This is a genomic window from Mycobacteroides salmoniphilum (assembly GCF_004924335.1).
In the GTDB taxonomy this organism is placed as follows: Bacteria; Actinomycetota; Actinomycetes; order Mycobacteriales; family Mycobacteriaceae; genus Mycobacterium; species Mycobacterium salmoniphilum.
This window is the reverse complement of the sequence record NZ_CP024633.1, coordinates 1,587,068-1,601,554: the sequence shown is the minus strand read 5'-3', so window position 1 is coordinate 1,601,554 and position 14,487 is coordinate 1,587,068. Positions and strand designations below refer to the sequence as shown.

Here is a 14,487-nt window from a genome sequence, read left to right as displayed (position 1 = left end):
ATCGTATCACCGTCCCCGCGCCTTAGCAGCGCTCGAGAACAGCTCTCGAAATATTGCAGTTTATTTGCTGCTGACAGCGGGGGCGGCCGTCACTCTCACTCCGTTCCTGTTCGCCCTGTCGGCGTCGCTGAAGTCGACGCGACAGTTCGCGACCGATTCTCCGCTGGCACCGCCCAATCCCTTCACGGTCGCCAACTACACCGGTTTGACCGATGCAGGGTTCGGCCGCGCCGCGCTGGTGACGGTGTTGATGACGGCCATCATCGTGATCGGCCAGCTGACGTTCTCCGTGCTGGCCGCCTATGCCTTTGCGCGACTGCAGTTTCCGGGGCGTGACGGTCTGTTCTGGGTGTACCTGGCCACGCTGATGATTCCGGCGACGGTGACCGTGGTGCCGATGTATTTGATGCTGACGCAGGTCGGGCTTCGGAACACGTTCTGGGCGTTGGTTATCCCGTTCATGTTCGGATCGCCCTACGCGATCTTCCTGCTGCGTGAGCATTTCCGCACCATTCCCAACGACCTGATTCGCGCGGCCCGCCTGGATGGCGCCAACACGCTCGACATCCTGTGGTATGTGGTGGTGCCGGTCAGCCGGCCCATCCTCATCACGCTGACCCTCATCACCGTGGTGTCGCAGTGGAACAACTTCATGTGGCCGTTGGTGATCACCAGCGGAGGCAACTGGCGGGTGCTCACCGTGGCGACCGCCGGGCTGCAGTCACAGTTCAACGCGCAGTGGCCCATCGTGATGGCCGCGACCACCGTGGCGATCGTGCCGTTGGTGATTCTGTTCGTGACGTTCCAGAAGTACATCGTCCGGTCCATCACCCTAAGCGGGCTCAAATAGTGAAGTCCTCCACCCGCGCCGCCCTGACCCTCGGGCTGATCGCCCTGCTGCTGTTCGGCATCGCGGGATGGCTCGGAATTCCGAAAACACCGCAGGGGAAAACGGTCGTCACCGTCCGGGTCTGGGATGAGCGAGTGGCCGAGGCCTACCGCAGCTCGTTCGACGAGTTCACCCGGCGCGATCCCGAGATCGAGGTCGCGGTCGCGGTGACGTCGTATGCGAGCTACTTCAACAGCCTGCGCACCGACGTGGCTGGGCACGGTGCCGACGACATCTTCTGGCTCAGTAACGCCTATCTGTCCGACTACGCCGATACTGGGAATCTTATCCCCGTTGATCCGCAAGAGGATTGGGATCCTTCGGTCGTCACCCAGTTCACCCGCGGCGGCAAGCTGTGGGGCGTCCCGCAGCTCAGCGACGCCGGGATTGCGCTGTACTACAACAAGAATCTTCTCGACCAGGCGCAGGTGGATCCCGCTGAGCTGGCGGAGCTGCGGTGGGACGCCGACCCTGCCGTCGATACCCTGCGCCCGATGCTGCACCGGCTCACCGGGCCCGGGCACTGGGCCTACAACGCCGCCAACGACTTGCAGGGCATCTACCTGAACTACCTCGGGTCGGCGGGTGCCGTATTCCAGGCCGGCGACAAGTTCGCGTTCGCCAATCCTCGGGCCGAGATGGCGTTCACCTACCTGGTCCAGCTCATCAACGTCGACAAGGTGGCGCCGTCGGCCGCCGACACCAACACCAACAACGACTTCTCACGCAACCAGTTCCTGCAGGGGCGGATGGCACTGTTTCAATCGGGCACCTACAACCTGGCCCAGATCCAGGCGAACGCCACCTTCCCGTGGGGTGTGGCGATGATGCCGGCCGGGCCGGAAGGCCGGGTCAGCGTCACCAACGGCATTGTGGCCGCCGCCAATTCGTCCTCGCCCCACCCCGAGGCCACCCAGCGGGTGCTGGCCTGGATGGGTAGCACCGACGGCAACGCCTTCCTGGGCCGCAGCGGCTCGGCGATACCCGCCGTGCTGGGTGCGCGTGAGCCGTACTTTGAGCATTGGACCGGCAAGGGCGTCGACGTCGCGCCGTTCTTCCAGGTATTGAACGGTGCGCAGATCGCCGCGCCGGGCGGGCAAGGATTCGGAGCCGGATTCGCCGCGCTGAAGCCGTATTTCGCCGAGATGTTCCTGGGACGCCTTGATGTCCATACCGCGCTGCAACAGGCGCAGCAGGCGGCGAACAGGGCGATCGAGCGCTAGCTTCGCGCCGAGTGTGCGGTTTGTGTCGATTTCCGTCCGGATTTCGACACAAACCGCACACTCGATTTTCTTACTCGACGAACCCGACGATCTCAGACCCGGAGTCGTAGCCGTTGCACGACACGACAACCGCGCCGGGCACTGCCTGAATCTGGTATGTGGAGTCCATGCAGGGCGAAGCCATGTCGATAGGTTCCGCGGCCGGCCGACCAGGATCGAGAACCCGCAACGGTGAACCCTTTTCGGGCACACCGATCAGAAGTTGATCCCCGACCCAGGTGGTATTGAAGTGTGCGGGGAATTGGACCTTACTGAACTTGGCTGGACTCGACTGCCGAGCACGATAGTTGCGCCAGAACGGCATACCATCACCGCCTGCGAGAAGTAAATATCCTTGCCTCGCTGGCGAAATCGGTCTGGCTCCGGGGATCTCATCGACCGTTAGCCCACGAGAATCCACGATAGAAACACCGTCAACCCCAAGCGGCCGCTCGCGATTGTAGTGAACGATGACATAAACATCGCCACCCGGAGAGGCGGCACTCTCCCCGTAAGCCACCTCGGCAATGGTGTTCCCCCGGTACGCATCGACGATCAACGTGGTCTCGCGATCACCGTCACAGAGAAATTGCCCAGAGACCGATTGCGGAGCACTCCCTCCCCGACAGGATATCTGCTTGCTCCAGCGCGTTGATCCACTAGCGGGATCGAGCGACGTGAATTCTCCGTCGCCGTCCTTGTATCCAAGCGAGTCCGCCCCACTCACAAGATCTCCCGCTACCCCGCTATACGGGCGGCGCCACAACACCTTTCCCGAGCCGCCATCGAGCGCGATCAACGCACCATCGCGAACGAGAACAACAATGCCGGCAGCATCGCCGCCGTCCCGCGGTATGAGAACCGCTTGCCTATATCCGCTAAACCCGGCTACACGCCAACGCAAACGACCCGTTGGACCGTCATACGCGGCCAGCCCATCTTCGGTATACGTCATGAATCCGTTACCGACGGACGCAACGCTCACCGTTCTGGCATAGCCGGGAGGAACTCCCACATACAGCCGCACCCTGTAACGAAGATTCCCGACCGTGGCGGGTAGCGGCGCGGGAGACGTAGCCTGCGATGTGGTGCTGGGATACCAGACATCGGCACGGTACCGGTTGACGAAGACGTAACTTGTCATCGAAACAACAAGAGCAACAACAACAAAGGCGCCTGTTGCCGCCAACCGCTGCGTCTTATCCACCGGGAACATCGCAAAAACAGCCAAGGCCAACGCAACAAACCCCACCACGACTGCTGCGCGCGACAGCACAACGACACCTTCGGTGTCTACGAACCGGAGCGGCACGTGCTCCCCAAACAAGCCATCAAGCCGCCATACCGCGCCGATAATCAGGCCCACGACAATGAGGTTGATCGCCACTATGGCAGACGACCAGAGATTCAGTCTTCGAATAATGGGCCGCGCACCCACGCCAATCAGGGCCACACCCGATGCGGTCAATGCGATGACACCCGCGGCTTCTACGGGTGCCGGGGCGCCGTTGACCGACGCGCGCAGGGCCAGTGCGTTGATCGCTAACGCAATCCCGACGACACCGGCTGCAACAGCTCCCCCAACAACCGCCGAGCCAATCCATCGGTATTTGCCTGCCATCGTTTCCCCCTGCCCAGACGCGTTCGCGCTACAGCACCTCGAACAATACGACGGCGGTTCCGATCGCGATGATGATCAGCAGCGCGACCGCATCACGCAGTCCCGGCCGTGTCGGATGTGCCGCGATCTGCCCGGTGCCACCACGCGCGGTGATGGCATCCCCCATCTCGGAGGCACGCCGCAAGGCGACGGTGATCGCTGCGGTCAGCATGTCGACCACCTCGGCCACCCATCGCAGCCCGCGTCTGCCCTCGCGCACCTGCGGCGGACGCAACCTGCGCGCCGCGATGAGCACCCGGAACTCGTCGGACAGCATGGGAAAGGAGCGCAGCGCGAGCGCCAGGGTGGCGGCGCGCTCGTCGACCGGAATCCCGAAGACCTTCAACGGCCGTCCCAGCATGGCCACGGCGGGCGCGATCTCGGAAACATTCGTCGTCCACGACACCATGGCTCCCGTGCCGAGCAGCACAATCGCCACCGCGGTGGTGCGCGCGACCGCGAGCACACCGTGGAATCCGATAGTCATCCCGCCGATATGCCAGAAGGGCGCCCCGCCGCTGAAGAACACCGTGAGGCTGCCACCGATCACCAGGGCCACCATCCAGATCGGGATGGTGGGCATCGCACCGCGCGGTATATGGGCCAACCACGCGGTGAGGACCACCAGAGCCGCCACCGCGCCGATTGCCGTCCACGTGGGGAACAATGTCAGCAGCACCGAAATAAGGAAGACCGCAATAAGTTTGGTTCCGGCCCACAGTTCGTGGATCGGGGAAGTACCGGGGACCGGGCGCAGCAGTACCACCGGGCGGCGCGGCGCACGTGTCGTCGTCATGAGCGGTTCCCCGACCCCACCGATTCGGCCAGCAGCACCCCGGATTGCAGATGCACGGTCCGCGGACACAGTTCCTGCATGCCATCGAAGTCGTGCGAGATGACCACGATGGTGAGGCGTTCGCGCTCCCGTACCTGAACCAGCAGCCGCAGCAGACCGGCCTGCGACTCGGCGTCCAGACCCGCCAGCGGCTCATCGAGAATCAGGGCACGTGGGGAACGCGCCAGCAGCCCGGCCAGCACCACCCGGCGCATCTGGCCACCGCTGAGCTGATCGATGGGACGCTTGAGGAGGTCCGCATCGAGCCCAACACTGGCAAGCGCCCGCACCACGCGGTCGGTGTCGCGGGCGGAAAACCCTGCCGCCGAAGCTATCTCATAGTCAACGCGGCTACGCAGCAGCTGCAAGCGGGCCGCCTGGAAACTGATGGCCACCGACCCCACCTGATCGGACACCGGCTTGCCGTCCAGTAGGCACTGCCCCGAGGTTGGCTTGGTGAGCCCCGCCGCGATCCAGGCCAGCGTCGACTTGCCCGATCCGTTGCCGCCATGAATCAGCACACCATCGCCCTCGTGCACCGCCAGCGACACGTCATGCAATGCCGTTTTGGCCCAGGGGGTTCCGCTGGCGTACTGGTGGGCGACGGAATCGAACTCGAGAACGACGGGTGACTCGACATTGGGCTGCGCGGCCGTGGTGGCGGGCACTGGCACGGTCTGTATCGCCGTGCGCGCCGTCTTGCCGTTGACCGCGCGCAGGGCGATCTCGCGGTCCGCGGCGGCGGCCTCGGACTGGAAATGGGTGATGTGCACCAAAGACATCCGGTGCTGCGCGGTGAGCCGTGACAGTACGCCGAGCAGGTCCTCGCGGCCCTTCGGATCGACCATGCTGGTGATCTCGTCGGCCACCAACAGCGCGGGGTCGCGCGCCAGGGCCGAGGCCACCGCCAGACGTTGCAGCTCCCCACCCGAGAGTGAGGAGGTGCTGTGCTCGCCCATCCCCTCCAGACCGACCTCGCGCAGCAGACCTTCGATATCCACGTCGTGATCGGCGGGCAGGCCCCACACCACATCGTCGGCGACCTTGGTGCCCAGCACCTGGCTTTCCGGGTGCTGCATGACGATTGCGGTTCCGCCGATGGCGCCGAGCCCCACTGAACCCGGCCGCTCGATCTCTCCCGATGTGGGTTCACGCCCGGCCAGGATGCGCATCAGGGTGCTCTTGCCCGAACCGTTGGGGCCGGTGATCGCGACATGCTCGCCGACCTCGATGCTCATCGTCAGCGGCGCCAGCGCATCGGATTCACCACGCGGATAGCGGAATCGCACATCCCGCAGGCGAGCGGGAACCGGACCTACCGCACCCGCCGGCGTCGGCGGATCGAGCTGGTGCACATCGGGAATCACCGCCAAGCGCTGGATCACCCGCGAGAGCACCCACCAGCCGAACAGCGCGTTAAACAGCACGAAGACAAAGACGATGCCACCGATGAACCACGCCCAGTTGCGTATCGCGAAGTCGATCGCGCTCGTCGCGTTCACACCGACGGCCTCCAGATGCGGGAGGTGGCCGATCATCTTGAACAGGCCCTCCAGCGAGGCGCGCAGCGCATCGAAGAGCAGGTTGCGCATCCGGTCCAGCAGGGCCAGAGCGCCGACCGCCAGCGCCGCAATGATCGCACTGCAGATGACCCCGAGCACCGTCAGCAGGGGCATGCCGTGTCCGCGTCGGCGCACGACGCCGGTGAGGCCACCGATGTAGACGCAATTGGCCATGGCGATCAGACCGCCGAGCCCCGCAAGCAGAAACGCGATGACGCCGCCGGCCACAGCGGCGGCTAGCAGCACGCGGACGCGGTAGCGATATCCGAGCAGACCCATGGGTACGGCACCGAGTAGTTGCACGGCACCCAAGATCGGCAGGGCGACCCCGACGATGACCATGGCGGCGGTGAGCGCGGCCATGACGGCCGCCTGAGCCAGTTCATCGGGTTTCAGGGGCACCCTGGTGAAATTCACTTCACAATTCTGCCAGCAGGTTTGCCCGCTCTCAGGACATTCTCAGCTTCGCCCGGCACGCCGCTAATTCACTGCGACGCCGATCAAATGACCTATCACGTAGGTGGCGCCGATAGCGATGACACCAAACGCCAACTGCCGCAAGGCACTCAGCCACGGGGCTCGTGCCGTAAAGCGCCCGGCGACCCATCCGGCGATCACCAGACCCACTCCTCCGCAGACCAGACCGGCCAGAAGTGACGCGAATCCCAGCAGGAATGGGATCAGCGGCACTACCGCGCCCACCGAAAACGTCACGAATGAGGAGATCGCGGCCACCCACGGCGACGGAGTCTCGTTGGGATTGACGCCAAGCTCTCGGGTGAGGTGAATCGTCACCGCGGTGTTCTCGTCCTGGTGGATCTCGTCGGCGGCCGCGGCCGCGGTCTGCGGCGAGAGCCCGATATCGCCGAGCATGGCGATGAGCTCGCGCTTCTCGGCATCGGGGTGCAGCTGGATGGCGCGACGTTCCACGCCCACCTCATGCTCGATCTGCGAATTGGAGGTCGATACCGAGGTGAACTCGCCCAGCGCCATCGAGAACGCGCCCGCCACCAGGCTGGCGACCCCGGTCAGCACGATCGCCTGCGTGTCGAGCCCGCTGGCACCCACACCGGCGACCAGAGCCGTGTTGGTAACCAGGCCGTCCATGGCGCCGAACGTGGCCGCACGCAGCCATCCCCCGGACACGTCTGGGTGCGTGTGGTCAAATTCATGCGGTAGTTCGGCAGATCCCGCAGAGCCGTCGAGTGCCACGATGATTGAATCTACTTCCAGGTTGCTGAAAACGCACTGCTCAGAGGGGAATTACCGATATGAAGCGTTCATTGACTGTTTTCGGCACCGCGGTGTTGGCCGGCGGGCTGATGCTTGCGTGTTCGAGCAATGACAAGAAGGACGAGTCCGCGAGCTCGTCGGCCAGCAGCAGCGCCACCACCTCAGCCGCGGCCGCAAGCGCCTTCGACATCGCCAAGATCGACGCCATCAAGGACCAGTTCCCCGCCGGGTACACCGTCGAGGTACAGCCCAAGACCACGGTGACCCAGGAAATGCTCGATCAGATGAAGGGCATCTTCGACAAGGCCACCTTCACCCCGCAGGAATGCGCCGACAAGATGCTGGGCGCCTTCCCCCAGGTGACCGGGACGTCCATGCAGGGTGTTACCGGCGCCAAGGGCAATGGCGACCCGATGTCCAAGACGATGATCATCGCCGCAGCCATGGAGACGGTCAGCGCGATCCCTGAGGACAACACCGGCGGAGCGTGCGACAAGTTCAGCCTGTCGATCGCCGGCATGGCCGAGGGCACCGGCGAGAAGATTGACGCACCTGCCATCGATGGCGTGAAGACGACGGGTACCTCAACGAACATCAAGATCAGCGCGCCCGGTATGGAGAAGGAGATGGTGCAGATCGCCTACTCCGCTCAGCTCGATGATCACCACGCTGTTTCAGTCTCCGGCATGGGTGATGTGGACCGCAACGAGCTGTCTGACGTCTTCGTGAAGGCCGTCAACGCCGTTAAGGGATAGGCCGAACCGGGATGCCCGCCCCCGCAGCAAGGGGCGGGTACCCGGGCGATCCCCAATACGCGCCGGGCGGGTAATAGCCGTAGCCATACCAGGCCGAGCTGGGCACACCCTCACATTTGGCGGTGTTTCCTGCGGAGGCGCAAACCGTCGCCTGAGCGGTACCCGCGGCGGGGCTGGGCAATATCAATGGCGCTGAAGCCAGAGCTCCGACAATGAGTGCCGAGCAGAGAGTTCGCGCCACATTTCGTGGTCGCTTCATATCTCCAGAATAGACCTGGTCCCGCGCGCGGACTGCGGCGTTGGCGTGACTCTGGTCGCCTATCGGACCGTGTTGGGGAGCATGCGCGATGGCCGTTTCATTTCGTCCAAATCCTCCCCCGCCTGCCCGTAGATCCAGAAGATGACGCGGCTGACGAGGTGTAGCAGGATCTGCTGCTCGGGATCCTGCGTATCCACCCCATAGATGTTGGCGACCGCTGACGTACCGCAGTCGCGCTCATACAGCTCGCCAGTCACCCGCCAGTGGGTACCGGGTCCACAGTTCTTGGGCGCGAAGGAATCTACCGAGATGAATTCGCCTGCCGTCAATTCCACAACGTGACATTCCAGCGTGCCCGCGTATCCCGTCCCCACGGCCGGCACCGATCCGATGACAAACTTCGCGCCAAGCTCTGGGCGAAATCCCCGCACACTCACCGGCCATTGGTCTGGATCGATGATCGCGTCCCACACCTGTGTGCGCGGATGTTCGAACTCCCATATGGCGCGTACCACCTACTCCCCTTCCCCGGACAGCCTCGAAGGCCGCCTGCGTGTGGCCATCGGCTAGCAACCATGGCGAAGTTACCGTACTAGCAGTACCACCATTTCGCTACGCAACGGAAAGGATTCCGTACAGCTATCTTAATCACGGGCCACCGATCGCTGCGCTAGCCGATAGCTACCAGTTAAAAGCTGCATTAATGACGGAGAAGGTTCAGCTGAAGGACCTGCTGGTAACTCGGTGTCGATCAGCCCATAGTTTTCAGAACGACCGTACATAATTTCCCCAGAGTTCAATAAAGCGGGATGAGCAAATTGATGAGAGCATGTTGCAGTGTCGGAGGACTCGTCCGTGGCGCAGGCGCGGACACTGCTGGTCGCGCTCTACGAGCATGTCAACGAGGTAGCGCAGTCGATGGCCGAGGCCGAGCACCTGATCCGACGTACCCCGCGCCACGGCTCCCCACACCGGCACCACCGACTCCGCGTGGCTGCCATGCGCAAGAACATCTACGAAGCGCAGCGGCTGATTAAGCAACTGCACCAACGGTTTCCGGCGATACGGGATACGGTGTGGCCGCCGGCGGATCCTTCGGGTGGGCGCCAGCCAACATGAACCATCGACCTCTTAGCCGAGGAACACCAGGCGCCCGAGCCACTCCTCAGAGCACCGGCGGGTTGAGCCCGAAACCTCGCCGCGCCTGGACGTCAGACCATCGACAAACCATGGACTAACAGATTAACGACCACGACTTCGTCAGAAGACGGTGCTATTGCCATCCTCGCGAAGAATGAACCCGTGGCTACCACTGGTGGTGTCAACACACGCAATAGCCCCTTCTTCTGCGGCACATGCTATCGGTCCGTACCGGATCTTCTTGCCTACAGGTAACACCGGGGCATTCGATTGATATTCGCCGCAACGACCCTTGAATCCGCCAAAGGCATAGGGCGTACCCGGTCCCGTCCAATTGATTCTCTTGATTGAGCATGATTCTGGTGGGTTTGAGGCAGACACTTGGTCATCAGGGGCGCCTGGAATATCGCCACTGCAATTAATACGAGCCGCATTCCCAGGTCAACCGCCCGAGAGGACGAAGCCACACCCGTACCGACCGCCCGGAGCGGTAAATCCAATGGAATCACCACTGGCACGTCCACCATGATGGGTATATGCGCCCGCGTCCACCGGAGCGGACAACCCCGAAGAAACTGAGAGCTCCGCCAATAGCGACAGCACTGTCGCCCACGGCAGCCTCAACTTCTGAAGGCATCCGACCTTGCGCTGACGCAACTAGATGACACGAGAACCTGACGGTTGCAAGACGAAACCACGACCTGTACCTGATTCAATGCATGCAGTCAGGTCCCCTTCCCCCACAAGGCATGTAATACCCGCAGACGAGATCTTCTGCCCGGCGCTTAGCAGCTTGTACCCTCCGCCAGGGCACGCGTCACTTGACTTATCAAACACATACGACCCGCCCGGCCCGCCGGATTTGTTAACCAGAGCGCACGGTCCATTTCCTGCACTCGACGGTATTCCTGGCATATCCCCGGAGCACCTTACCGAATTGTGTACGTATGGAACCTCGGTCGGCGTGGCGGAAAATGAGCAGTCCACTCCATTCGGCGTGGAGAACCGGATATCTTCGCCTCTACCCCAGTTGATGGTATATGAGCCAGCATCCACCGGAGAGTATGCGCTAGGGTCTGGAAACCCATCGGCATGGGCTATCGACACAAGGTCAACAGCTGACCATATAAGCGCGCCAACAGTAGCAGCGGTGACGGCGAAGGCGCTTTTTGTTGGTCTAAATCGTATCGGTTTCCGCATTATCTAACCTCTTCTATTTTTCATCAAGTCACGGCTGCGGGTGCTGGACCGTGAATGTCGTGAGGTAGGTCATTGGATTGTAGGGGAACTTCTCTGCCGGAAATGAGGGTTTCCAATCTGGGTAGGCTGCATGCACTGCCGCCGCAATGCTTTCCGGGGTTGCGCCTGGAGCGTCAGCGGCAGCCTGGTAGACACCCACCGCAGGCCAGGCACTGACCCGCATGGTGATTGTCTCAATGGTCTTGTCAGGACTGAGCATTTGACTCACTATCGTCGGCCCGTAGACTGTTGGCAAACTTGAATCAGATACCAGTGGGACCTTACCTGCATTCTCGAGACCTCCTGGAGTTCCGGATGCCACGCCAGAGATCCCTCCGTCTGATGTGCCAACGAATAAGAAGCCGCCGCCAAGTAGCGGCACTGCCTGACTCTCCCGGTTTCCGGGGAGGTTACTGATGCTCTGGCCAGTTGAGGTGAGATTGTTTATCCAGCTGTCAGGGTTCTTAGGGTCGTAGGGTGCAGTCCATACTTGTCTCGTCACGTCAGTGTCTGCATTGCCGGTGTTCCCGATAACAACCGCGGTTGTCTGATTGTTCTCGGTCGTAAAGAATCCGCTCCCCTGAAATATCTGAGGCAGATCGCCAACCTTGGTAGGTTTGGAAGGATAGGTCACGTTGAAGACGGACCCGTTTGTGACATATTGCGCGACACCCTGACCCGTCCCGTCAGGGGTGCTGACAAATTCGTACTTCGTGCCGTTGGGACCGGTCATGCTCCCTGTCGGAATCGCCCGGTGCCCGGCAGGCAGCTTGTTGGTGATCGCCTGAGTGGTCGGATCGGTTCCCACCTTGGTCGGATATGTGCTTGGGTCACCCCCGTATTCGTATGCCGGTCCCGCGTTGGGGAACGACGTCACCAGGTCGTAGCGAGTTTGCTCAAGCTGAGGCGCACCTGCCGGTCCGTTGATTGTGGGGTCGGCAGGCGGAGGAGGCACGGCCGGGGCTGCGGGTTCCGGATCCCCCGGCACGTCCTGCGGCACAGGGCCGGACATCAGTTCGACGGGCTGCGCCTCGGCGGCAGCGTTAGTTGCCTGGCTGGCAGGTCCGGACATCGCTTCGGCTGTGCCACCACCGTCGGGTATTCCACCCGCCCCGAGGCTGGAAACGGTGTTGACCGCGCCTGCACCCTGAGAGGTGAGCTGGGCGCCCTGCCCAACGAGGTCGGTGACCTGTGATGCCTGGTCGTTGAGTTGGGTGAGTTGCTGCATCTGTGGTTTGAGCTGCGGGTTGGCGTCCCCGACCGCTTGAGCGGCCTGGTCGGCTTCTTTCTGACCGGTTTTCACGATCTGACTGCCCGCGTTGACGGCATCGGCCGTTCCCTGGATGCCTTGTGAGACACCCTGAACCAGCGTGATGGCGTCCTGCGGGTTCACCGCACCGGACTGCGCCGACGACGCCAGCGAGGCACCGGCTTGGGCAGCTGACCCGAAACCTTGCGCGGCCTGACCCGACGACTGCCCGATCTGTTGGCCGGACTGCACATAGGTCTGCACATCACCCGGAAGACCTTGCACCGCTTGGGATGCATCCTGCCCAAGGGCTTGCGTATCCGGGCCTTGTGGTTCTTGTTCGTCTTGCTTACGGCGCCGCGTCGAGGCCGCACCCATCAACAGCGCCGCCAAATCGTTGTCACCGGACTGCTTATCGCGGTCGTCCTGCTCGTCCTTATCGTCCTTCTTCTTGTCCTTCGACGGGAACTTCGGCAACTGCTGCTGCTTCTGGCTCTGCTTGTTCTGCTGCAACTGCTTAGTCAGATCATCAGCACGCTGACGATCCTGGCTGGACTGCTGCTGTTTCTCCTGCAGCTGGCGCGTCAGGTCATCGATCTTCTGCTCATCCGACTGCTGCGGCTGCTGATTGGGCTCCTGCCCGGTGTCTTGTTGCGGCGGCTGCTGTTGGAGTGCCTGTTGTGGCTGTTGCGCCGGCTGCTGCACACCCTGGTTCGGTTGACCACCTCGCGATCCCGCATTGCTGCCCGGATTGGCCTGGCCGCCTTGGGATCCTGGGTTGAAATCCGGATTCGGCCTGCCCGGTCCCTGCGTGTACGGGGTCGCGTTCTGATAATCGGGGGGTTGAGTACCGTGTGCGGGCTGATCCCACCCCTGCTGAGAACCCTGCTGCCCATTGGACCCATTCACGCCGTTGTTGCTGACCGAGGGTGCCTGCGTGTTATAGATCGATACCGAGCCGTTTTGATCCATCGGCGGCTGATTAACACCGCCCTGATAATCGGGCATCTGCGACCCACCCTGGCTCGGCGGCTGAAATATCTGCCCGCCCCCGGGAGGACCGTCACTACCACCCGGACCACCACAATCCGGCGGGCACGCCGCACGCGCCACCGGCACCGTCGCAGGAGTGAACCAGCCCAAACCCAGTCCCCCAGCCGAGAACATCAGCACCCCCACCACACCCGCGGTCGCGGTAGCTTTCTGCGAGGCATCGGTGGCCCATTTCCACAGACCGGCAAGGCCTTTCCACCACCCCAGATTGGACCCGATCGCCCACAGCAACACAAAGGTGATGGCTGCAATAGCGGGAAGCACGTCCGTGCCGGTGATCCACACATACAACCGCGGAGTGATCCCGGCGGTCAGCAGCACCAAACCCAAACCGCCAGCGATCAAGGCAGCCACCAGGCCCGGATGCCACACACTCTCTGCTGCTGCACCGCTGCCTGACGTGCGGTCACGCTCCAAGAGCACTCCGGCATCGACTAACACCTCTTTGGCCAAACCGGTCAGGTACTTGCCTCCGGTGAACAGCGCGGCCCCAGCGAGCACTGCGACGAGCATCTGGCCAACCCCGAGCAATAGCGTCCACTGGCTCTCGCCGGTGAGGTGCTGCCACCAGTTGGAGTATCCGCCGCGGAACACCCACCACATACCCAACGCCCCCGCGATGACGACCCCTGACGCGGCCACCGCCTGCACCGACTCAGGCACCCTGGCCTTGTCGGCCGCGAATCCGGCATCGATCACTGGCCTGGCTCCCCACAACGCAAGCTTGACGCCTCCCCCAAGCGCAGTCATGCTCAGCAGCAAAAGCCCCGCCCAGCCGATCAGCTCGGCGGTGCCGTCGCCACCGCGGTAAAGGTTATGCAACGCGGCCACCGCGCCAACCACCAGGACGCCCCCAGCAGCGAAAGCGGCGACACGTCGGCCGCTCTCCTTGCCTGCACCAGGCCGCGATTCAACGTCGCGCGCAGGAAACTGTTTGGTCGCGACGGGTTGCGTGGCCAGATCGCGGTCGTCTACGCCCACTGTTAGGTATTCCGCCGGTAGTTCGTGCCTGGCCACAATCGCCCCCGTCAAAGTTCAAGCAAAGAATGTGAAGACAACGGTACAGGCCCGAACCGATAATCGTCCACCAGACGAGCAAACTTTCAGCTGAGCTATGAGCAGCCGCCCATCTGGCCCCCACCCGCACTTGCGTGCCAACGATGAGTCACCTTCTCCGAAGCTTCTCGTCAAGATTGGCTACGACACCGTTCTAGGCGTCCACAACAGCTCCAGAGAGTGTTGATCGCCCGCGTTGGCCTGTTTAGCTACTTCTGCTCCCTGGGCCTTAGGCAGAAGAGATTCAGCGATTCGCTCCCCCGGTCGGTGAGGTTAAGCCAGGCGCAGTAGTCCC

Annotated in this window: 10 protein-coding genes; 4 read left to right on the top strand and 6 right to left on the bottom strand. The window is 62.7% G+C overall.

Annotated features, from left to right (window positions below; genetic code table 11):
* Nucleotides 1-64 precede the first annotated feature (64 nt).
* Nucleotides 65-850: a carbohydrate ABC transporter permease gene (locus DSM43276_RS07955; RefSeq protein WP_078329024.1), complete on the top strand. Its 786-nt coding sequence runs from the start codon at nt 65-67 to the stop codon at nt 848-850.
* The gene (locus tag DSM43276_RS07950) at nt 850-2,112 is read left to right on the top strand and encodes an extracellular solute-binding protein (protein WP_078329023.1); all 1,263 of its coding nucleotides are present in this window, start codon (nt 850-852) and stop codon (nt 2,110-2,112) included. Before DSM43276_RS07955 ends, DSM43276_RS07950 begins: the two co-directional genes overlap by 1 nt.
* 70 nt (nt 2,113-2,182) lie before the next feature.
* On the opposite strand, the gene DSM43276_RS07945 is transcribed toward DSM43276_RS07950, so the two are convergent.
* The 4 genes from DSM43276_RS07945 to DSM43276_RS07930 all read right to left on the bottom strand — a co-directional run bounded on the left by DSM43276_RS07945 (nt 2,183) and on the right by DSM43276_RS07930 (nt 7,420).
* Nucleotides 2,183-3,772, bottom strand: a complete 1,590-nt coding sequence (locus tag DSM43276_RS07945) for an outer membrane protein assembly factor BamB family protein (protein WP_078329022.1) — start codon at nt 3,770-3,772, stop codon at nt 2,183-2,185.
* 28 nt (nt 3,773-3,800) lie between these two features.
* A complete protein-coding gene (locus tag DSM43276_RS07940; protein ID WP_078329021.1) occupies nt 3,801-4,607 on the bottom strand; it encodes an energy-coupling factor transporter transmembrane component T family protein in 807 nt (268 codons plus the stop codon).
* Nucleotides 4,604-6,604, bottom strand: a complete 2,001-nt coding sequence (locus tag DSM43276_RS07935; protein ID WP_078329044.1) for an ABC transporter ATP-binding protein — start codon at nt 6,602-6,604, stop codon at nt 4,604-4,606. The genes DSM43276_RS07940 and DSM43276_RS07935 overlap by 4 nt, the downstream gene beginning before the upstream one ends.
* A gap of 84 nt (nt 6,605-6,688) precedes the next feature.
* Complete coding sequence (locus DSM43276_RS07930; RefSeq protein WP_078329020.1) at nt 6,689-7,420, bottom strand: VIT1/CCC1 transporter family protein; 732 nt, start codon at nt 7,418-7,420, stop codon at nt 6,689-6,691.
* A gap of 59 nt (nt 7,421-7,479) precedes the next feature.
* On the opposite strand from DSM43276_RS07930, the gene DSM43276_RS07925 reads away from it, so the two are divergent.
* Nucleotides 7,480-8,196, top strand: coding sequence for a DUF5642 family protein (locus DSM43276_RS07925; RefSeq protein ID WP_078329019.1), 717 nt, complete (start codon nt 7,480-7,482; stop codon nt 8,194-8,196).
* A 318-nt stretch (nt 8,197-8,514) separates the two neighbouring features.
* Here DSM43276_RS07925 and DSM43276_RS07920 read toward each other — a convergent pair whose 3' ends face one another.
* Complete coding sequence (locus DSM43276_RS07920; RefSeq protein WP_078329018.1) at nt 8,515-8,970, bottom strand: SRPBCC family protein; 456 nt, start codon at nt 8,968-8,970, stop codon at nt 8,515-8,517.
* A 322-nt stretch (nt 8,971-9,292) separates the two neighbouring features.
* Between DSM43276_RS07920 and DSM43276_RS07915 the strand changes: the two genes are divergently transcribed.
* Nucleotides 9,293-9,574, top strand: coding sequence for a hypothetical protein (locus DSM43276_RS07915; RefSeq protein WP_234802990.1), 282 nt, complete (start codon nt 9,293-9,295; stop codon nt 9,572-9,574).
* 1,249 nt (nt 9,575-10,823) lie between these two features.
* On the opposite strand, the gene DSM43276_RS07910 is transcribed toward DSM43276_RS07915, so the two are convergent.
* Nucleotides 10,824-14,117, bottom strand: a complete 3,294-nt coding sequence (locus tag DSM43276_RS07910; RefSeq protein WP_412458646.1) for a DUF2339 domain-containing protein — start codon at nt 14,115-14,117, stop codon at nt 10,824-10,826.
* Between the last annotated feature and the right edge of the window lie 370 nt (nt 14,118-14,487).

Bases quoted from the DNA above. Each gene is read 5' to 3' on its own strand.
- DSM43276_RS07945 (WP_078329022.1), bottom strand. From the start codon at position 3,772: ATGGCAGGCAAATACCGATGGATTGGCTCGGCGGTTGTTGGGGGAGCT.
- DSM43276_RS07940 (WP_078329021.1), bottom strand. From the start codon at position 4,607: ATGACGACGACACGTGCGCCGCGCCGCCCGGTGGTACTGCTGCGCCCG.
- DSM43276_RS07925 (WP_078329019.1), top strand. From the start codon at position 7,480: ATGAAGCGTTCATTGACTGTTTTCGGCACCGCGGTGTTGGCCGGCGGG.